16 protein-coding genes and 1 pseudogene are annotated in these 20,020 nt (G+C 70.2%); 10 read left to right on the top strand and 7 right to left on the bottom strand.

The annotated features are described in order from the left end of the window. Positions 1 to 37 precede the first annotated feature (37 nt). The 3 genes from pheA (at position 38) to ACFYW3_RS19410 (ending at position 3,585) form a co-directional block, all read left to right on the top strand. Complete coding sequence (gene pheA, locus ACFYW3_RS19420; protein WP_351749902.1) at positions 38 to 973, top strand: prephenate dehydratase; 936 nt, start codon at positions 38 to 40, stop codon at positions 971 to 973. Between the two features lie 525 nt (positions 974 to 1,498). Next, on the top strand, positions 1,499 to 2,776 hold the full coding sequence (serS, locus tag ACFYW3_RS19415) for a serine--tRNA ligase (RefSeq protein ID WP_267802294.1): 1,278 nt from the start codon (positions 1,499 to 1,501) through the stop codon (positions 2,774 to 2,776). Next, the gene (locus ACFYW3_RS19410; protein WP_351372540.1) at positions 2,773 to 3,585 is read left to right on the top strand and encodes an HAD family hydrolase; all 813 of its coding nucleotides are present in this window, start codon (positions 2,773 to 2,775) and stop codon (positions 3,583 to 3,585) included. Before serS ends, ACFYW3_RS19410 begins: the two co-directional genes overlap by 4 nt. Before the next feature lie 186 nt (positions 3,586 to 3,771). Here ACFYW3_RS19410 and ACFYW3_RS19405 read toward each other — a convergent pair whose 3' ends face one another. The 5 genes from ACFYW3_RS19405 to ACFYW3_RS19385 all read right to left on the bottom strand — a co-directional run bounded on the left by ACFYW3_RS19405 (position 3,772) and on the right by ACFYW3_RS19385 (position 8,030). Further along, the gene (locus tag ACFYW3_RS19405; RefSeq protein WP_351749899.1) at positions 3,772 to 4,419 is read right to left on the bottom strand and encodes a rhomboid-like protein; all 648 of its coding nucleotides are present in this window, start codon (positions 4,417 to 4,419) and stop codon (positions 3,772 to 3,774) included. Between the two features lie 84 nt (positions 4,420 to 4,503). Then, a complete protein-coding gene (locus ACFYW3_RS19400; RefSeq protein ID WP_351749897.1) occupies positions 4,504 to 5,223 on the bottom strand; it encodes an ABC transporter permease subunit in 720 nt (239 codons plus the stop codon). A 14-nt stretch (positions 5,224 to 5,237) separates the two neighbouring features. After that, the gene (locus tag ACFYW3_RS19395) at positions 5,238 to 6,149 is read right to left on the bottom strand and encodes an ABC transporter ATP-binding protein (protein WP_351749895.1); all 912 of its coding nucleotides are present in this window, start codon (positions 6,147 to 6,149) and stop codon (positions 5,238 to 5,240) included. Continuing rightward, positions 6,146 to 7,033 carry an ABC transporter permease subunit gene (locus ACFYW3_RS19390; protein WP_351749894.1) on the bottom strand — a complete coding sequence of 296 codons (888 nt, stop codon included), beginning with the start codon at positions 7,031 to 7,033 and terminating at the stop codon, positions 6,146 to 6,148. Before ACFYW3_RS19390 ends, ACFYW3_RS19395 begins: the two co-directional genes overlap by 4 nt. After that, positions 7,023 to 8,030 (bottom strand): ABC transporter ATP-binding protein, encoded by a 1,008-nt coding sequence (locus ACFYW3_RS19385; protein WP_351749892.1) that lies wholly within the window; start codon positions 8,028 to 8,030, stop codon positions 7,023 to 7,025. Before ACFYW3_RS19385 ends, ACFYW3_RS19390 begins: the two co-directional genes overlap by 11 nt. A gap of 222 nt (positions 8,031 to 8,252) precedes the next feature. Here ACFYW3_RS19385 and ACFYW3_RS19380 point away from each other — a divergent pair, with 222 nt between their 5' ends. The 4 genes and pseudogenes from ACFYW3_RS19380 to ACFYW3_RS19365 all read left to right on the top strand — a co-directional run bounded on the left by ACFYW3_RS19380 (position 8,253) and on the right by ACFYW3_RS19365 (position 12,070). Further along, positions 8,253 to 9,155 carry a M24 family metallopeptidase gene (locus tag ACFYW3_RS19380; RefSeq protein WP_389386855.1) on the top strand — a complete coding sequence of 301 codons (903 nt, stop codon included), beginning with the start codon at positions 8,253 to 8,255 and terminating at the stop codon, positions 9,153 to 9,155. Continuing rightward, positions 9,152 to 10,933 carry an SDR family oxidoreductase gene (locus tag ACFYW3_RS19375; protein ID WP_351749888.1) on the top strand — a complete coding sequence of 594 codons (1,782 nt, stop codon included), beginning with the start codon at positions 9,152 to 9,154 and terminating at the stop codon, positions 10,931 to 10,933. Before ACFYW3_RS19380 ends, ACFYW3_RS19375 begins: the two co-directional genes overlap by 4 nt. Positions 10,934 to 10,977: 44 nt before the next feature. Next, positions 10,978 to 11,145, top strand: a pseudogene (locus ACFYW3_RS19370) (metal-dependent hydrolase); the annotation flags it as partial. Positions 11,146 to 11,155: 10 nt separating this feature from the next. Further along, positions 11,156 to 12,070, top strand: a complete 915-nt coding sequence (locus ACFYW3_RS19365; protein WP_389386854.1) for a MerR family transcriptional regulator — start codon at positions 11,156 to 11,158, stop codon at positions 12,068 to 12,070. A 103-nt stretch (positions 12,071 to 12,173) separates the two neighbouring features. Here ACFYW3_RS19365 and ACFYW3_RS19360 read toward each other — a convergent pair whose 3' ends face one another. Further along, positions 12,174 to 13,094: an aquaporin gene (locus ACFYW3_RS19360; RefSeq protein ID WP_389386853.1), complete on the bottom strand. Its 921-nt coding sequence runs from the start codon at positions 13,092 to 13,094 to the stop codon at positions 12,174 to 12,176. A 134-nt stretch (positions 13,095 to 13,228) separates the two neighbouring features. Here ACFYW3_RS19360 and ACFYW3_RS19355 point away from each other — a divergent pair, with 134 nt between their 5' ends. From ACFYW3_RS19355 to ACFYW3_RS19345, 3 genes are all read left to right on the top strand, one after another. Beyond that, the gene (locus ACFYW3_RS19355; RefSeq protein ID WP_389386852.1) at positions 13,229 to 13,768 is read left to right on the top strand and encodes an RNA 2'-phosphotransferase; all 540 of its coding nucleotides are present in this window, start codon (positions 13,229 to 13,231) and stop codon (positions 13,766 to 13,768) included. A 128-nt stretch (positions 13,769 to 13,896) separates the two neighbouring features. Further along, positions 13,897 to 15,843, top strand: coding sequence for an HSP90 family protein (locus ACFYW3_RS19350; RefSeq protein WP_389386851.1), 1,947 nt, complete (start codon positions 13,897 to 13,899; stop codon positions 15,841 to 15,843). After that, the gene (locus tag ACFYW3_RS19345; protein ID WP_389386850.1) at positions 15,840 to 18,887 is read left to right on the top strand and encodes a tetratricopeptide repeat protein; all 3,048 of its coding nucleotides are present in this window, start codon (positions 15,840 to 15,842) and stop codon (positions 18,885 to 18,887) included. The genes ACFYW3_RS19350 and ACFYW3_RS19345 overlap by 4 nt, the downstream gene beginning before the upstream one ends. 113 nt (positions 18,888 to 19,000) lie before the next feature. On the opposite strand, the gene ACFYW3_RS19340 is transcribed toward ACFYW3_RS19345, so the two are convergent. Next, positions 19,001 to 19,903: an LLM class flavin-dependent oxidoreductase gene (locus ACFYW3_RS19340; protein ID WP_351749876.1), complete on the bottom strand. Its 903-nt coding sequence runs from the start codon at positions 19,901 to 19,903 to the stop codon at positions 19,001 to 19,003. Between the last annotated feature and the right edge of the window lie 117 nt (positions 19,904 to 20,020).

Genomic DNA, 20,020 nt, shown 5'->3' with positions numbered 1-20,020 from the left:
CCGTCGGCGCCATGGCCCCCGGCATTAGGCTGATCACATGTCGGCCACTCGTTTCACCTATCTCGGTCCCGAGGGCACTTTCACCGAAGCAGCCCTTCGCACCCTGCCGGAAGCCGCCACCCGGGAGCTCGTCCCGATGGTGTCCGTGCCGGCCGCCCTCGACGCCGTCCGCAACGGTGAAGCCGCCGCCGCGTTGGTTCCGATCGAGAACTCGGTGGAGGGCGGGGTCACCGCCACCCTCGACGAGCTGGCCTCGGGCGAGCCGCTGATGATCTACCGCGAGGTGCTGCTGCCCATCGCGTTCGCGCTCCTCGTGCGGCCCGGAACGAAACTGTCGGACGTCAAGACGGTCACCGGGCACCCGGTGGCCCAGCCGCAGGTCCGCAATTGGCTGCGGGCGAACCTGCCCGACGCGCTGTGGGAGTCGGCCGCGTCCAACGCCGACGGTGCCCGGCTGGTGCAGGAGGGTCGGTTCGACGCCGCCTTCGCGGGCGAGTTCGCCGCCGCCACGTACGGGCTGGAGGCTCTGGTCACCGAGATCCACGACGCGGAGAACGCCGAGACCCGGTTCGTGCTCGTCGGTCGGCCCGCGCGGCCGGCCGCGCCGACCGGCGCCGACAAGACCTCCGTGGTGCTGTGGCTCGGTGACGACCACCCCGGTGCCCTGTTGGAACTGCTCCAGGAGTTCGCCGTGCGCGGCGTCAACCTGATGTTGATCCAATCCCGGCCGACGGGCGCGGGCATCGGCAACTACTGCTTCGCGGTCGACGCCGAGGGGCACATCTCGGACCGGCGGGTCAGCGAAGCACTGATGGGGCTGAAGCGGACGTGTCCGCAGGTTCGATTCCTCGGCTCGTACCCACGGGCTGGTGTCGCTCTGGGTGACGTACGGACCTCGCGGCCCGGCACCTCCGACGGTGACTTCACGGCGGCCTCCGATTGGCTGACGCGCTGCCTCGACGGCCGCGCGTAGGGCTTCGTCCACTGTCCACAGAGTTATCCACAGGGCGAGATGGTGACCTGGGGACAAGTCGACAGAGCAGCATGACAAGGTCGACAAATCGGTCGGGTGGCCCGGGTTTCGCGCTGGAGAGCGGAAGGTGAACGGCGTCACCCACGCATTGCAGATCAACTCGTTGGGGCGAGTCATTCCCACCCGAATGAGTGTGTGAGGGTGGTTTGAACCCTGATTCGCCCCGCTCGACCGACGGTCCCTAATGAACTGTTGGCGTTTCCACAGATGCGGCGCACAGCCTGTGGATAAGACCGCTCCGGCAGGAATTCCTGTGGACAAAGAACAGCCCACAGTCCGGTCCAGGAGCCGCCCACGGCCCGGCGTTTGCCTCTTTTCAGGGATTCGGCCTCTTTTATCGACCTTCCGAGAACGATCGCATCAGGCCGGCGACCAACGGTTCTACATTCGCGGCAATTGGGACATAGTGACACGCAGCGTGATATCGGTGTGATGCAGGGAACCCCAGCCCGGTAGCCTGGAGGGGTGATTGACCTCCGGCTGCTCCGTGAAGACCCTGACCGTGTCCGCGCCTCGCAGCGCGCTCGTGGAGAGGACGTCGGCCTCGTCGACGCACTGCTCTCCGCCGACGAGCGCCGCAGGTCCTCCGGCATGCGCTTCGACGAATTGCGCAACGAGCAGAAGTCGCTCGGCAAGCTCATTCCCAAGGCCTCTCCGGAGGAGCGGGCGGAGCTCCTCACCAAGGCAGAACAGCTCAAGCAGGACGTCAAGGCGGCCGAGGCCGAGCAGAACGAGGCGGACGAGGCCGCCAAGCGGCTCCTCCTTCAGCTCGGGAACATCGTCCACTCCGACGTCCCCGTCGGCGGCGAGGAGGACTTCACCGTCCTTGAGACGCACGGCGTGATCCGCGACTTCGCCGCCGAGGGCTTCGAGGCCAAGGACCACCTGGAGCTCGGCGAGTCGCTGGGTGCCATCGACGTCGAACGTGGCGCCAAGGTGTCGGGTTCGCGCTTCTACTACCTCACCGGCGTCGGCGCGCTCCTGGAGCTGGCCCTGGTCAACGCGTCGATCGCACAGGCCACCGAGGCCGGCTTCATCCCGATGCTGACCCCCGCGCTGGTGCGTCCGCGCGCCATGGAGGGCACGGGATTCCTCGGCCAGGCCGCGGAGAACGTGTACCACCTGGAGAAGGACGACTACTACCTCGTCGGCACCTCCGAAGTACCGCTCGCCGCGTACCACATGGACGAGATCATCGAGGCCGACAAGCTGCCCCTGCGGTACGCCGGCTTCTCGCCGTGCTTCCGCCGCGAGGCCGGCACGTACGGCAAGGACACCCGCGGCATCTTCCGCGTCCACCAGTTCGACAAGGTCGAGATGTTCTCGTACGTCGCGCCGGAGGAGGCCGAGGCCGAGCACCAGCGTCTCCTGGAGTGGGAGAAGCAGTGGCTGACCAGCCTGGAGCTGCCCTTCCAGGTGATCGACGTCGCCACCGGCGACCTGGGCTCCTCCGCCTCGCGCAAGTTCGACTGCGAGGCCTGGATCCCGACCCAGGGCAAGTACCGCGAGCTGACCTCCGCCTCGAACTGTGACGGCTTCCAGGCGCGTCGCCTGTCGATCCGCTACCGCGACGGCAAGAAGACCCAGCCGCTCTCCACGCTGAACGGAACCCTGTGCGCCGTCCCGCGCACGATCGTCGCCATCCTGGAGAACCACCAGCAGGCCGATGGTTCCGTGCGGGTCCCCCCGGTGCTGCGTCCGTACCTGGGTGGTCGCGAGGTCCTGGAGCCGATCGCCAAGTGAGCCCGGCCCCTTTCCCCTACAAGCTCGTCGCGACGGACCTCGACGGCACGCTGCTGCGTGACGACGACACCGTCTCGGAACGCACCCGTGAAGCCCTCCTCGCGGCCACCGCCGCGGGCGCGGCCCACATCATCGTCACCGGTCGGGCCGTGCCCTGGACCCGCCACGTGCTCGACGATCTCGGCTACAAGGGGATCGCCGTGTGCGGACAGGGCGCCCAGGTGTACGACGCGGGGGCGCACCGACTCCTGACCTCGGTGACGCTGGACCGCCAACTGGCCGGTCTGGCGCTGTCGAAGATGGAGGCGGAGATCGGTCCGCTGGCGGTCGCCGCCAGCCGGGACGGGGTGGACGGCGAGGTCCTGTTCGGGCCCGGCTACCAGGTCCAGGAAGGGCTGCCGGCCATCTACCTGGAGGACACCGCGGCCATCTGGACCGCGCCGCTGAACAAGCTGTACATCCAGCACCCGGGGCTAGGCGACGACGAGCTCGTCAAGGCGGCCCGGGCGACCGTGGGCAGCCTGGTGGACATCGTGATGGCGGGTCCGGGCGTGGTGGAGATCCTGCCCCTGGGTCTGAGCAAGGCGACCGGCCTGTCGCTGGCCGCGCGTCGACTGGGAGTGAAGGCGGCGGAGACGATCGCCTTCGGCGACATGCCCAACGACATCCCGATGTTCGGTTGGTCGGCGCACGGTGTGGCGATGGCCAATGCCCACCCGGAGCTCAAGGCCGTGGCCGACGAGGTGACGACCTCCAACCAGGAGGACGGCATCGCGGTGGTGCTGGAACGTCTGCTGGGCGCGGCCTGACCGCAGGGTCCGAAGAAGCGGGTCCAAAGACCGCGAAGACGAGAAAGGTCCGGGAGCAGCCCGCGCCGCGAGGCGCGCTCGAAGTGGCTGTCCCGGACCTTCTTGTTGCTCCCCGCACGGCTCACTCTGCCCCGGCCGCACGCCCCATACCAGTCATTTTCCGGCGACCGCGGCTCCCTCACAGGGTCATGTTTCACGTGAAACACGAGTCGGTTGTGGATGCCGGGTCAGCGGCCAGGCCAGTAGGCCGACCGCCAGCGCGATGGCGTGTCCGAGGTCGGTGAAGGTTCCGCCGCTGACGAGGGGGATGCCGAAGAAGGCGACGACTCCCGCGAGGTAGAGCCATCTCCACGGGCCGGGCAGCCGGTAGGTCAGGACTCCGGCGGCCGCGGCGAGTCCGTAGCTGACGCCGATGTCGACGACGTGGACCATGCTGCGCGGGGCCCGGTGGTCCCGGATGGCCATCAGCACCAGCTTCTGGCTGACCAGGGTGGCGGTGATGTGGGCGGTCGCGATGATCAGGAGCCAGCGCAGGGTGCCGAGCCAGCGTTCCACGGGGGCCTGGAAGAGCTCGAAGAGCGCTGCGTACAGGGCGAGCGAGGCCGGGTTCTCGATCCAGAACGCGCTGGAGAGCAGGGCTCGAATGGGGTGCCGGGTGAGCTCGTGAATGTTGCTGCTGTTGCGGTGCAGCAGGACGTGGTCCAGATGATCGGGAGCGATCACCACGACCACACTGGTGACGGCGATGATCAACAGCCAGATGTGCGTGCCGGGCGAGGAGCGTATCCAGGACCACAGCGGCCTGGAGGGCTCGGGCTCGGCGTGCGGCATCATGCACCGATGATGACCCGCGAAGCTGTGCCCCGCCCGGCCGGTGGGCCGGGCGGGGCACGGTGTGCGACGGCGGTTCCGCCGGTCCTACTCGTCGCCCGCGAGGGTGAGGCGACGCAGCTTCTGGCCCGCGTAGACGGTGGCCCCGACGGTGACCACGACGAGGAGCACCGAGGCGGTGGGCAGGCCCACGGTGGCGTCGACGTACCCCTCGCCGGCGACCTTCTCGGCCAGGGCCAGGGACCATTGCTGGACGCTCAGCGTCTTCGCCCCGGAGACCAGGCTGCCGAAGAGGGACTCCCAGATCAGGGCGTAGACCAGACCGAAGACGACGGCGTGCCGGCTGACGGTGCCCAGCAGCAGGAACAGCGCGCTGTAGGCGATCGAGGCGACGAGGGCGGCCACGGTGTAGGCGATGGCGATCTGCTGACCGTTGCCGTTGAGGATGAAGCCCGCGATCAGGGTGGGGATCGCGGAGAACACCATCGTGACCGCGATGGCGACGATCAGCTTGGTCATGATGATCGTCGGTCGCTTCACCGGCTTGGAGAGCAGGTAGACGATCGAGCCGTCGTCGATCTCGGGGCCGATGGCGCCGGTGCCGGCGATGACGCCGATCAACGGGACCATCGTCGCGAGGGCGAATCCGCCGAGCAGATCGGCGGCGACCTTGTCGTCCAGGCCGGTGAAGGCGCGGACGGCGATGCTGAGGACGATCAGCAGGGCGGGCAGCGCGAAGAGGATCAGCGCGCGGCGGCGGCCGAGCAGGGCCCGGTAGGTGAGCCGGGCGACAGTGGGGTTGTACATGGTTGCCAGCTCCTTCAGGCCGCGACGAGGTAGGAGAAGACCGACTCGAGGGACTCGTCGGAGGGCGAGACCGTCAACAGCCGGATGCCGTGCTCGCGGGCGACCCGCGGCAGCAGCTCGGTGAAGCGCCCGAAGTCGACGGCCTGGACGCGCAGGACGCCTTCCTTCAGGTCGACCTCGATACCGGCGGTGGACGGGTCGGCGATCAGGGCCGCGGCAAGGACCCGGTCGTCGGAGGAACGGATCAGGTAGCGGTGCGGGCGGTCCGTCATCAGGCGACGGATCTTGCGGAAGTCTCCGGAAGCCGCGTGCCGGCCGGCCACGACCACCTCGATGTGGGAGGCGAGTTGTTCGACCTCCTCCAGGATGTGGGAGGAGAAGAGCACGGTGCGGCCCTCGTCTCCCATGCGCCTCAGCAGATCCATGAGCTGCATGCGCTGACGCGGGTCCATGCCGTTGAACGGCTCGTCGAGGAGCAGTACCGACGGGTCGTGGACCAGGGCGGAGGCCATCTTGACGCGCTGGCGCATGCCCTTGGAGTACGTGGCGATCTTGCGGTCCTGGGCGTACTCCATCTCGACGGTGGCCAGGGCCCGCTGGGCGGCCGCGTCGTCGAGTCCGTGGAGTTCGGCGTTGGCCACGACGAACTCGCGGCCGGTGAGGAAGTCGTACATGGCCTCGCGCTCGGGCACGACACCGATGTGCTTGTAGACCTGCTCGTTGCGCCAGATCGGCGTCCCGTCGAGGGTGACCGTGCCGGTGGACGGGGCCAGGAAGCCGCCCATCATGTTGATGAGCGTGGACTTGCCAGCACCGTTGGGACCGAGGAGGCCGGTGACACCCGGGCCGATGCGCATGGTCACGTCGTTGACGGCGACGACGTTCCCGAACCAGCGGGAGGTGTGGTCGATGTCGATGATGGTCACAGCCCGGCCTTCCGGTAGCGGGCCATCAGGGCGGCGTAGGAGCCGACGATGAGCCCGAGGGCGACGAGCAGGTAGACGAAGCCGATGCCGGCCGTGGGGCCTTCGCCGCCGGGGAAGGCGGAGGTGCCGTTGAGGAAGGCGGTCTGGATGCCGTCGATCAGGGTGATCGGGGAGAACAGGCCCAGCCAGTCGATGGCGCCGGTGGAACCGGTGTTGTACGCGATGCCCTGTACGGCGGTCACGGCGCCGTACGGGATCAGCAGCACGGCGATGATGGCGGCGACTCCGAACCCGCGACGCGGGGTCAGCGCGGCCATGACCAGGCCGAGGCCGGCGAAGAGCAGCGACAGGAGCAGCACGGACGCCAGACCCTGCCCGAAGCCCTCGGTCTGGTCCCCGAAGTCGAACTTCGCGAGCAGCGAGCCGATGTACATGATCAGCAGCGGGGTCGCGGTGAGGATGAACAGGGCCGAGGCCATGGCCGCGAACTTCGCCACGACGTAGTCCACGCGCTCGATGGGCCGCGAGAAGTACAGCGGCACCGTCTTGAAGCGCAGGTCCCGGGAGACCGACTGCGGCGCCTGGGAGGCGAGGTACAGGCCGATGATCACCTGTGTGGTCAGGGCGTACGTCGTGTACTTGATCGGCAGCTCCGTGGAGCCGGGCACCGCGATGGCCACCGCGACGATGATCAGCGCGGGAACGCACATCACCGCGAAGAGGATCATCGGCAGCACTTTGGACTTGGCCGAGCGACCGAGGCCGTACGCGCCGCGCAGCGACTGCGAGAACAGCGACTTGCGCGCGTAGGCACGGCCGAGCCGGGGGCCGTCGTAGGACCGGTAGCCGATGTTGTGGATCTGGGTCGAGGTGTCAGGCGCCATCGGAACCGGCTCCCTTCTGCTGGGTGGGCCGCACCTGCGGGGCGGGCGGCACGGACGGGTCGTTGTCGCGGAAGACCTCCGCGATGTGGTGCCGGCGCTGCTCCATGCGGACCAGGCCGATCCCCAGGTCGGCGACGGTGTCGCGGACCATGTCGTACGTCTCCTCGCCCGTCGCTTCGACGAGGAGGACGTGGCCGGCGCCGGGCAGTCCCTGCTCCTCGCCCACGTGCAGGGTGATGCCCGCCTCGGTGAGCGCCTTGCGCAGCGCGGCGGTGCCGTCCGGGTGGGTGTCGGAGTCGGTGACCTCGACCGCCAGGGTCGTGGTGCTCTGCATGAAGTCGCTGGTGGAACTGGAACGCAGGAGCTTGCCGCCGTCGACGACCACGACGTGGTCGCAGGTCCGCTCCAGCTCTCCGAGGAGGTGGGAGGTGACCAGGACCGAGATCCCGAAGTCGGTGTGGATGCGGCGGATCAGGCCGAGCATCTCGTCGCGACCGACCGGGTCGAGGCCGTTGGTGGGCTCGTCGAGCAGCACCAACTGGGGGTCGTGGACGAGCGCCTGGGCCAGCTTGACCCGCTGCTTCATGCCCGTGGAGTAGCCGCCGATGGGACGGTAGCGCTCCTCGTACAGGCCCACGTGGCGCAGGGTGTCGGCGGTCCGTTCGCGGGCGGCGGTCGGGGGCAGCCCGGACATGCGCGCCATGTGTACGACGAACTCGGTGGCCGAGACGTCGGGGGGCAGGCAGTCGTGCTCGGGCATGTAGCCGACGCGCTCACGGATGGCGCTGCCATGCGTGGAGACGTCGAGCCCGAGCACGGCGGCACGGCCCTCGGTGGCGGGGGACAGTCCCAGCAGAATCTTGATCAGCGTGGACTTGCCGGCTCCGTTGGCACCCACGAGCCCGGTAACGCCGGGCCCGATGTCCAGGGAGAGCCGGTCGAGGGCGGTCACTCGGGGGTACCGCTTGCTCAGGCTTTCGGTCGCGATGACAGTCACAGGCTCGACGTTAGTGGCGCGGGCCGCGCGGATCGTCAGACCAGGAGCCGGATCGCGTCTCCGCCTTGAGGACTACAGGACCCGCCCAAAGGCTGATGTGGTCCGGACAAGTTTGTCCACAGGTCCGTGCACGGGCCTTGACGTGATCGCCGGTCATTGTCACATTCATCAGTGTCAAGTTACGGGCGCGTACGGCTACACGGACACGGACGGACGGCTGGCATGGCTGGGGAAACCAAGCAACGCACGACGCGACGCTCCGCATTCACCGGAGCGACCGGGACCGCGGGAGTCGCCGGGCTCGGCGCCGAACTGCGCGGATTCAGAGAGGTCCAGCGCCTCGCCTACGAGTGCGCCGAGGCCGTGGCGGCGCAGCTCCGCCCGGGCGTGACCGAACGCGAGGCGGCGCGGATGCAGCGCGAGTGGCTGCGCGAGCGCGGCGTGCGGGACTGGTTCCACCTGCCCTTCGCGTGGTTCGGAGACCGCACCGCCTTCGCGAACTTCAAGATCCCCCTGCAGTTCTTCCCGACGAACCGGAGGTTGGAGCCGGGGATGCCCTTCATCCTCGACATGGCCCCGGTCCACAAGGGGTACGCCGCCGACATCGGGTACTCGGGAAGCCTCGGCCTGCATCCCGTACAGGACCGCTTGATGGCCGACTTGCGCCCGCACCGCGAGCTGATCCTGAGCCAGGTCCGCGAGCGCCGCTCCCTGCGCGAGATATACGAGAACGTGGAGCGACTCATGACCCGGCAGGGCTACGCCAACCGGCACCGGGCCTATCCCTTCGGCGTCATCGCCCACAAGCTGGACCGGGTCAGGGAGCGGCGCTGGTCACCGACCGCGTTCGGATTCGGCACCCAATCCCTCAAGGGCCTGGCGAGCGACGCCCTGCACGGGCACCGCGAGGGCTGGTCACCGCTGTGGAGTCCCTATCACTTCTCCGATCATGTGCCGCGGCCCGGCCTGTGGGCGGTGGAGCCGCATCTGGGCTTTCGTGGGACCGGCGCGAAGTTCGAGGAGATCCTGGTCGTCACCGACTCCCGGGACCCCGAGGAAAGCGCCTTCTGGTTGGACGACGATCTGCCGCACGTGCGGCGCTGGGCTGAGGAGAAGGCGGCATGAGCGGCATCGGCGGAACGGGTCTGGAAGGCGCGCGCGAGCGCCGGGTGAGCACCGGCGGGATCGAACTGTGCGTCGTCGAGCTGGGGGAGGTGGATCGGCCGACCGTCGTGCTGGTGCACGGCTACCCGGACAGCAAGGAAGTCTGGTCGGAGGTCGCCCGGCGGCTGGCCGAGCACTTCCACGTCGTGCTGTACGACGTACGGGGTCACGGCCGCTCGTCGGCCCCCGTCCCCCTGCGCGGCGGCTTCACCCTGGAGAAGCTGACGGACGACTTCCTGGCCGTCGCCGACGCGGTGAGCCCGGACAGGCCGGTGCACCTGGTCGGCCACGACTGGGGCTCCGTACAGGGCTGGGAGTTCGCGACGGTCTCCCGCACCGAGGGCAGGATCGCCTCGTTCACCTCCATGTCGGGGCCCTCCCTCGACCACTTCGGGCACTGGATCAAGAAGCGGATGGCCCGGCCCACCCCTCGCCGGGCCGCCCAACTCCTGAACCAGGGCGCGAAGTCCTGGTACGTGGCCATGCTCCACACTCCGGTGTTGCCCGAACTGGCCTGGCGCGGACCGCTCGGCAAGCAGTGGCCCCGGATCCTCCAGCGCATGGAGAAGGTCCCGGCCGGCGACTACCCGACGGCGTCCCTGCCCTCGGACGCCGCGCACGGTGCCTGGCTCTACCGCGACAACGTGCGGTCCCGGATGCGCCGGCCACGCGCCGACGCGTACGCGCACGTGCCCGTGCAGCTGATCACCCCCACCGGGGACGCGTTCCTGTCCGAGCGGCTCTACGACGAACTCGAGCTGTGGGCCCCCGACCTGGTGCGGCGCACCCTGCCCGCGAAGCACTGGGTGCCGCGCACCCGGCCCGATCAACTGGCTTCCTGGATCACCGAATTCGTCAACGCGCGGGAGGAACCGGCGACGCGCGCCCCGGAGCAGAAGGCCCCCGGCCGGTACGCCGACCGGTTCGGTGGCCAGTTGGTCCTGGTCACCGGCGCCGCCAGCGGCATCGGACGGGCCACCGCCTTCGCCTTCGCCGAGGCCGGAGCCCGGATCGTGTGCGTGGACCGGGACGCGGAGGGCGCGGCGCGCACCGCCGACATGGCCCGTCTCGTGGGGGCTCCGCAGGCCTGGGGCGAATGCGTGGACGTCAGCGACGAGCAGGCGATGGAGAAGCTCGCGGAGAAGGTCGCCGCCGAGTACGGCATCGTGGACGTCCTGGTCAACAACGCCGGGATCGGGCTCTCCGGGTCCTTCCTCGACACCAGCGCCGAGGACTGGAAGAAGGTCCTCGACGTCAACCTGTGGGGCGTCATCCACGGCTGCCGGATCTTCGGCAAGCAGATGGCCGACCGTGACCAGGGCGGTCACATCGTCAACACCGCCTCGGCCGCCGCGTATCTGCCCTCCAAGACCCTGCCCGCGTACAGCACCTCCAAGGCGGCGGTGTTGATGCTGTCGGAGTGCCTGCGCGCGGAACTCGCCTCGAAGTCGATCGGCGTCTCGGCCATCTGTCCCGGCATCGTCAACACCAACATCACCGCCACCTCCCGCTTCGCCGGCGCGGACGAGGCCGAGGAGAAGCGTCGCCAGGAGCGCTCCTCGCGCCTGTACGGCCTGCGCAACTTCCCGCCGGAGAAGGTCGCGGACGCGATCTTGCTCGCCGTCGTGAAGAACCAGGCCGTGGTGCCGGTGACACCCGAATCCAAGGGCGCCCTGTTGTTGTCCCGCCTCGCGCCGGGCGCCCTGCGACGGATCGCGAAACTGGAGCCCCGGCTGTGAGCGGGCCGGAGCCGGGGGGTGAGCAGCGGGGCGACCGGGCCGCGGGGACCCCGCCGACGCGCAGAGAGCACGGCACGGCCATACCCCGCTCCCGGCGGCGGTCGTACCATCCCTCGCAGGAGGGCTCGCTGCGCAGGGCGGTGGAGTACCTGGCGGCGCCACCTGCCGCCCGGACCGCGGCGGGCGCGGTCGGCCGAGCCGCCATGTCGTAGGGAGCCGGGATTGTCCGATCAGGCGGTAGCCGAGTACCGGATCGAGGATCTGGCGCACCACAGCGGCGCGACGGTGCGCACGATCAGGGCGTACCAGGACCGCGGTCTGCTGCCGAAGCCGGAGCGACGAGGCCGTTCGAACGTCTACCGGGACACGCACCTGGCGCGGCTGCGCCAGATCGCGGACCTGCTGGACCGCGGATACACCCTGGCCTCCATCAAGGAGTTGCTGGAGGCGTGGGACGCCGGGCGCGGGCTGGGCGGCGTCCTGGGCCTGGTGGCCGAGGTGCACGGGCCGTGGACCGACGAGGAGGCGGACCGGATCAGCCGGTCCGAGCTCAACGAACGGTTCGGCGGGCGGCCCGACGACGACGCGGTGGGCGAGGCGTGCGAGCTCGGGGTGCTGGAACGCATCCCGGGCCGCCCGGACGAGTTCCTCGTGCCGTCCCCGCAGGAACTGGCGGTGGCCTCGGAGCTGTACGCGGCGGGGGTGCCGCTGGTGGCGATCACCGGACATCTGCGGGAGTTGCGCGGGCAGGTCGAGCACATCGCGTCGCGCTTCCTGGAGTTCACCACCGAGCACGTCTTCGCCCGCTACCTGGGGCACGTCCCGCCCACGGACACGGACGCGGCGGAGGCGGCGGCCATGGTCCGAAGACTGCGGCCGCTGGCCCAACAGACGGTGGACGCGGAGCTGGCACGGGCCATGAGGCTACTGGCCACCCGCCACCTCCAGCAGCACCTGGGCGCGGCCGGGGCCACGCAGCCCACGGGGCCCACCCCGGTGGCGTTGCCGGCCGGGACGGTACGGGCGGTGCAGGAGCTGGTGGGTCCCGACCACGTGGCGGAGTTCATCCGGGCGGCGACGGAGCGGGAGATCCAGGCCCGGACGATGAACGAGTTGGTCGGCAGGGGCGGCCGGTAGTGCTCGATCAGTAGTCCACAGGGCGAATCGCCCTCTTGCCTGCAAAACTGACTGAATCGGCTGTGGACAAGCCGGGTTTTCCTGTGGGCAACCCTTCTTGGTCTCAAGCAGTGATACCCAAACGGGTGTTGGGGCGGGCAATATCGGCCATCGTCGTCTCCGGCTCGTTCTCGGCTCCACCGGTTCCGGGCCGGGCGTCGGGGCCGGCACCCGGTCCGGCGTCTGGGGTGCCTTCGAGGGCGGCGCCGGGCGCGCTGGCCGTCACGGCATCCGGACCCGCGTCCTGCCCGGCGTCCGACGCGGTCTCCGATTCGGCTGCGCGCAGGGCGGTGCGGTCCGTGCGGTCCGTGCCGTAGAGCATCCGGGCGAGGGCGAGGCCGAGCATCCCGCCCAGCAGTTGGGCCGCCACGAAACCGGGTAGTGACCGCGGGGCGATCCCGGTGAAGGAGTCGCTGAAGGCGCGCCCTACGGTGCCCGCGGGATTGGCGAAGGAACCCGACGAGGTGAACCAGATCGCGGACGCCACGTAGGCGGCGACGGCGGCCGGGATCAGCTTGGCCCGGCCGATCCGGCCGAGCCCCTGGATGACCAGGACCAGGCCCGCGGTGGCGACGACCTCGCCGATCAGCAGGTGTCCACCACCCCGGATCCGGGTGGCGAAGGTCCCCGGCACGCGCCCGAACATGGCCTCGGCGAGGAGCGCGCCACCGATGGCGCCCACGGTCTGGGCGGCGGTGTAGACGAGGGCGTCCCGGCCGGCGAGCCCCTGACCTCCGGTGCGACGGGCCCACCAGGAGGTGAGCGTGACCACCGGGTTGAGGTGGGCTCCCGACAGCGGACCGAACAGCGTGATGATCAGGCCGAGGCCGATGGCGGAGGCGAGCGAGTTGGCGACGAGGGCGACACCGGTGTCACGGCTCAGGGCGGCGGCCTGGATCCCCGAACCGATGACCACCACGAGCAGGCCCGCGGTGCCGATGAGCTCAGCGGTCGCACGACGTGGCAGCGAAGCATCGATTGTCATGATTTCTCCCCCAAGGACGTCAGCTCAGCGGAAAATGTATTCCGTATCTTGGAAACGCGATAGAGGGAGTCCAGGTTCATCGGCCCAACCGAAAATCACTGCCGCGAGGGCCCGCGACCCGGCACGCTGGGGCCATGGATGACAGACGCACCGTGAAGGTGTCCAAGTACGTCTCGAAACACCTGCGACATCAGCCGGAACGGATCGGACTGGTGCTCGACCGACACGGTTGGGTCGAGATCGAGGACTTCCTGAACGCGGCGGCCGGCCACGGATTCCCCATCACCCGGGCGGAACTCGACCACGTCGTCGCGGCCAACGACAAACAGCGCTTCGCCATCGACGGCACCCGCATCAGGGCGAGCCAGGGACACACGATCGCCGTGGACCTGGACCTGCCCGAAGCCGAACCGCCCGCGTACCTCTACCACGGCACCGTCGCCGCAACGCTGGACGCCATCCGCGCCGAGGGCCTGCGCCCGATGGCCCGTCACCACGTTCACCTGTCTCCGGACCGGGAGACAGCGACCCGGGTGGGCGCGCGACGCGGACGGCCGGTCGTGCTCAGCGTGGACGCGGGGGCGATGCGGGCGGCCGGACACGTGTTCCGGATCAGCGCCAACGGAGTGTGGCTGGTGGACGCCGTACCGCCGGAGTTCCTGCGCTTCCAGTGACGCGGGCCCCGCACAATTCACAGGGAGAATGTCAGATCATCCCCCTAACCTGTTCCCACTCCGGGATCGGTGAGGGGGGCACCTCGCGATCGCCGAACCATCCATGCGAACACGTGAGGTGACGCCCCATGACGTCCGAATCCACATCCGAGGCCGCGTCCAACGCCCTGCCCGAGGCCGCGTCCGAAGTCCCGACCGCCGGGCTGTCCGAAGCCGCGTCCGAAGTCCCGACCGAACCCGCGGTCAACAGTTTTCAGGTCGACCTGCGCGGCCTGGTGGACCTGCTCTCCCACCACCTGTACTCCAGCCCGCGCGTCTACGTCCGCGAGCTTCTCCAGAACGCCGTCGACGCCATCACCGCCCGCCACGCGCACGAGCCCGACGCACAGGTCCGCATCCGTCTCACCGCCTCCGCCGGCCGTGTCACCATCGAGGACTCCGGCATCGGCCTGACCGCGGCCGAGGCCCACTCCCTCCTCGCCACCATCGGCCGCAGCTCCAAGCGCGGCAACGGCGGGATCGAGGAACAGGGCCTGGAGGACACCCGCCGGCAGTTCCTGGGCCAGTTCGGCATCGGACTGCTCGCCTGCTTCGTCGTCGCGCGTCAGATCCGCGTCGTCACCCGGTCCGCACGCGACCCCCTCGCGGCACCGGTGGAATGGCTGGCCACGGACGACGGTTCCTACACCGTCCGCGAGCTTCCCCACGACGCACGCCCGGAACCCGGTACGACCGTCCATCTGGAGACCCGCCCGGGCGCCGAGGAATGGACCGAACCCGCCAGGGTCGAACGCCTCGCGCGCGACTACGGCTCACTGCTCCACCACGACATCACCTTCGACGACGGCGAAGGCGGCGAGCCCCGCCCGATCACCGATCGACCCGCGGTGTGGGACCGCTCCTTCCCCACCCCGGCCGCCCGTCGCGTCGCGCTCGCCGGACACTGCGCGCAGCTCTTCGGTTTCACCCCGCTCGACAGCATCGACCTCGACCTTCCGGTCGCCGGCGTGCGCGGAGTCGCCTACGTCCTCGCCGAACCCACCAGCCCCGCCCACCGGGCCGGACACCGGGTCCACCTCAAGGGCATGCTGCTGACCGACCAAGCCGACAACCTGCTGCCGGAGTGGGCCTTCTTCGTCCGCGTCGTGCTCGACACCGACACCCTGCGGCCCACCGCCTCCCGCGAGAACCTGTACGACGACGAAACCCTCGCCGCGGTCCGCGAAGCCCTCGGTGCCCGGATCCGCGCCTGGCTCGCCGAACTCGCCGCGAGCGACCCGGAACGGCTGGCTTCCTTCCTCGCCGTCCACCACCTCGGCGTGAAGTCCCTGGCCCGGCACGACGCCGAACTCCTCGGCCTGATGCTGCCCTGGCTGCCGTTCGAGACCAGCGAGGGGTCGATGAGCCTGGAGGAGTTCGCTGCCGCACACACCGACATCCACTTCACGCGCACCGTCGAGGAGTTCCGCCAGATCGCCCCGATCGCCGCGGCCCACGGCCTCGGCGTCATCAACGCCGGCTACACCTACGACGCCGACCTGCTGGCCCTTCTTCCCGCCGTTCGACCCGAACTCAAGGTCACCGAGCTGGACGCCGGAGCCGTCACCGAGCGCCTCGACCCGGTCCCGACCACCGTCGAGCTGGCCCTCGCCTCCTTCCTTTCCACCGCCCGCACCCGGCTCGAACCCCAGAGCTGCGACGTGGTGCTGCGCGCCTTCCAGCCCGTGTCCGTCCCCGCGCTCTACCTCGACGACCGGCAGGCCCGCCAGGAACGCGACCGGACCGCGGCCCTCGACAGCGCCGATTCCCTGTGGACCGGCATCCTCGGCGCCCTGCGCGGTTCCGCGCCGCGCGCCCGCCTGGTCCTCAACCACAACAACCCGCTGATCCGCCGCATCGCGAACCTCCCCGACGCGACGCTGACCGCGACCGCCGTCGAATCGCTGTACGGCCAGGCGCTGCTGATGTCCCAGCGACCGCTGCGCCCCGCCGACTCCACCCTGCTCAACCGCGCCTTCCTGGGGCTCCTGGAATGGGCGACCCACTCCACCGACACGCGGGAGAACGAGAAGTGAGCAACCTGACCCCGGAGGAGATCCGGAAGGCGCTGCACGAGAACCACCTCCTCCCTCACGGCGCCGCACGCAACGCCCAGGCCGAGGCACTCGTCGCGGCGGCCGAGGTCTGCGGTGACCGGGCCCTGTTCCGGAACGCGCTGGTGACCCTGATCGACGCGTACGAGTACAGCTCGGAACGCACCCGCATGATGGTCCCCTTCGCCCGGCTGCTCCAGGAGTACGACCGCGATCCCGGCACCTTCGACCGGGGCGAGGCCCACTCCCTTTTCTGGCGCTTCAAGTGGGTCTCCGGCCAGATCATCAACTCGCCCGAGATCCCGCTGGCTTCCGCCGCCGGCTATCTGGAGGACATGGAGCGTCGCTACCGCCTCGCCGGATACAGCGAACGCGCGGTGCGTCAGTCCGAGTACTACCTGGCGGACGCCATCGGCGACGACGAGCGCGCGGAGCGCGCGGTCGCCGCCTGGCAGGCCACCGAGCGCGACGAGATGAGCGACTGCCACGCCTGCGAGACCAACAGCCAGGGCGCGTTCTGGGCGACGAAGGGCGACGACGCCAAGGCGATCGAGATCTGGGAGCCGGTGCTCGCGGGCAAGCAGACCTGCCAGGAGGAACCGCACCGGGTACTCGCCCGATCCTTGCTGCCGCTGCTGCGCCAAGGCCGCTTCGACGAGGCCCGCGCCCATCACCTGCGCGGCTACCGCCTGGCGCGCGGCAACGAGAGCCTGCTGCGCTCGATCGGCCAGCACATCGAGTTCTGCGCTCTCACCGGCAACGAGGCACGCGGACTGGAGATCCTCTTCGACCACGACACGCACCTCAAGCCGCTCACCGACGTCAAGGCCCAACTGGACTTCCACGGCGGTGTGCTCGTTCTGTTGGAGCGGCTCACCGTGCTCGGCCACGGCGCCGGGGCGTCCGTCCCCTACGAGGGATCCGCCCACTCCGTCGACGAGCTGTACGCGGTGCTGCGCGCCGGCTGCCTGGACATCGCGCGCCGGTTCGACGCGCGCAACGGCAACAGCCGTGTGTCCGACCGGTTCCTCGCCCGGCTCGGTCGGACCCCGCTGGTCGACGTACTGCCCCTCGGAGTGCGCAGTTCGGCGCTGCCGCACGCCGCACCGACCGCGGTCCCGACACCCGTCCCGACCCCGACGCCCGTTCCGGACGCCTCGGTGCGGGCCGGCGTCGACGCATCGGCGGAACGGGCCCGTCATGCCCGCGATCAGGGACACCCGGGGGCGGACGCGCTCTGGGCCGCCCTCGCCGTAAGCGTCGCGGCCCTCCCCGAGTCGGAGGTGGACCCGCTGCTCTCCGCGGACCTGGCGGACCACCGGGCCGTGTCCGCGGCTCGCGCCGGGGCCCCCGAGGCGGCGGAATTGCTCGCAGCCGCCAGGGACCGCTACCGGGCCCTGGGGCAGGCGGAGCGCGCCGCGCTGGCGGAGCTGCGCCTGGCGGGCGTCGTCGCACAGGCGGGGGCGGATCCGGCGGAGACCCGAAGGCTGCTCGCGACGGCCGTCAGGGCCGCCGAGGCACTGGATCCGGCCGACCCGGCACGGGTCCGCCGCATCGCGCGCGCCGAGCTGACCACGATCCGCCTGGAGCCGTACCTGCGGTCCATCGAGGCCACCCACGAACACGACGAGTCCGGGCCCGACGCCGGGCACGAGCACGAGCACGAGCAGAGCCACGGTCACACCGAACTCGCCGCCGAACTGGACTCCTTCATCACCTCGTACGCGCAGGCGTTGCCCGACGTGGCGGCGGAGGCCGAGGAGATGCTGGGCCGAGTGATCCTCGCGCAGGGCGACCCGGAGCGGGCCCTGTCGGCGCTGGCCTCGTCCGCCGACCGGGCCGTCGCGGCGGGTTGTCCCTGGCAGGCGGTGGACGCCCTGGTGCTGCGGGCCGGAGTGCTGCTCTCGTTGGGCAGGCCCGAGGAGGCGGAGGGGGCGGCCCGGTCCGGGCTCGAACACGCCGCCGAGCTGACCGATCCCGAGGAGCAGGGCGTCGTACGGCTCACCTTGGCCGACGCCCTGCTGCGTCGACGCGACGGGGCCGAGGAGGCCGCAGAACACGCGCTGACGGCGGCGCACTGGTTCGACCAGGCCGGGCTGAGCGCGGACGGGGGTGCGCAGGCGCGGCTGCTGCTGGCACGGGCGTACGCGCGGGCCGAGCGGTACGCCGATGCCGCGGAGGTGGTGCAGTCGACCCTGCCGGACCTGCTGGAGCACGGTGAACAGCAGGCCGTCTTCGTACGGGAGTTTCTCGGCGATCTCCTGCGCGAGGTGCGGGACCTGCCGGCCTCGGCGGAGCAGTACCTGCACGCCGCGGAGCTCACCAAGGACTGGGAGGACCCACGTCCCCAGGCGGGCTTCGCACAGGCGGCCGCCGACCAGCTCGCCGGCACGGAGCTGGTGCGCGAGGCGGTCGCCGCCTACGAACGGGCCCTGGAGCTGCATCGGCGCGCGGGCGGTGCCCCGGTCGCGGAGGCGCGGATCCTGCGTTCGCTGGCGTGGTTGGCGCTGCGCGAGGAGGTCACCGTGGACACGGTGGCGGTGGCCAGGGCCTTGATGAACGAGGCCGCCGGAGTGCTGGAGGCGGCGTCGGCCACGGATTCGCAGAACCCGGAGCTCCGAGCCGAACTCGCGCAGACCTGGCACCAGTCGGCCCAGGTCCTGGACCGACAGGTCCAGGCGATGGAAGGGTCCGACGAGGAGAACGACGACGAGGGCGAGGCGGAGAGCGCTGCCTCAGCGGCCACCGCGCTCGGCGAGGCGGAGTTCACGGCGCTGCGACTGGAGGAGATCCGTCTGTGGGACCGGGCCGCTGTCGTCTACGCGGAGCTTGGCCACGACCATCTGGAGGACCGCTTCCAGTGCACGAACAACGCCGCTTGGACGGAACAGGAGCTGGGCCGCTCGGAAGCGGGGGTCGAGCGGATCACTGCGCTCATGGAGGAGATCCGGGCGCTGCCCGAGGGTGTCGTACAGGAATGGATGCTGCCGAACGCGGAGCGGATCATCGCCCGCCTGAGGGCCTGAAGGCCGATGCCCTGAGGGTCTGAGGACCTGACACCCTGCGGTCCCCGTCCCCGCCCCGTCGTTTCATCGCGGCGGGGCGGGGACGGCTCCCGTGTCCGGGACCGGCCGGGGCCTCAGCGTTCGAGTTGGGCCAGGGCCTCGCCGGCGATGCGTTCGAACACGGCCTCGTCGGCGGCGAAGTCGGAGTTCGGAATGGGCGCGTGGACGACCAGTTCGGTGAAGCCGAGCTCTTGATGGCGGCCGGCGAAGTCGACGAACGCGTCCACGGACCCCAGCAGCGTGTTGCGCTCCGGGGTGAAGCCCGTCAGCAGGACCTTCTCCATCGCCCCGAAGTCGCGCTCGATCTCCACACAGGCCTTCTCGAGCTTGCCGAGCTGCCCGCGCAGGGCCTCCAGCGACTGCTCGGGAGTCCCCTCGAAGACCTTGGGATCGCCCGCCGTCACCCAGGCCTGGCCGTGTCGCGCCACGACCTTCATGCCGCGGGGCCCGGTCGCCGCGACCGCGAACGGCAACCGCGGCCGCTGGACGCATCCGGGGATGTTGCGGGCCTCCACGGCGGAGTAGAAGGTGCCGTCCTCGGTGACCGCGTCCTCGGTCAGCAGCCGGTCCAGGAGCGGTACGAACTCGGCGAAGCGGTCGGCCCTCTCTCGCGGGGTCCAGGATTCCTGACCCAGGGCGGTCGCGTCGAAGCCGTTGCCGCCCGCGCCGATGCCGAGGGTGACACGGCCGCCGGAGATGTCGTCCAGGGACATGAGGTCCTTGGCCAGGGTCACCGGGTGTCGGAAGTTCGGCGAGGTGACGAGCGTGCCCAGCCGGATCCGCTCGGTGGCGCAGGCCGCCGCGGTCAGCGTGGGAACCGCGCCGTACCAGGGGCCGTCACGGAAGGTCCGCCAGGTGAGGTGGTCGTAGGTGTACGCGGTGTGGAACCCGAGCTCTTCGGCCCTCGACCACTGGTCGCGGCCTCCTTCGTGCCACGGTCGGACGGGGAGAATCACAGTGCTCAGACGCAAACTCATACAGGCGAGCGTAAGGCGGTGCCCGCGTGTTTCACGTGAAACATTCGCCGCCTCCGCCTCCGGCTGGACTCGGTTTCACGTGAAACATCGCCCCGGAACGCGCGGGAACACCCTCAA

The sequence above is a fragment of the Streptomyces sp. NPDC002602 genome (assembly GCF_042889445.1).
Lineage (GTDB): Bacteria > Actinomycetota > Actinomycetes > Streptomycetales > Streptomycetaceae > Streptomyces.
The sequence above is the reverse complement of the archived record's forward strand: the minus strand, read 5'-3'. Positions and strand labels throughout refer to the sequence as shown.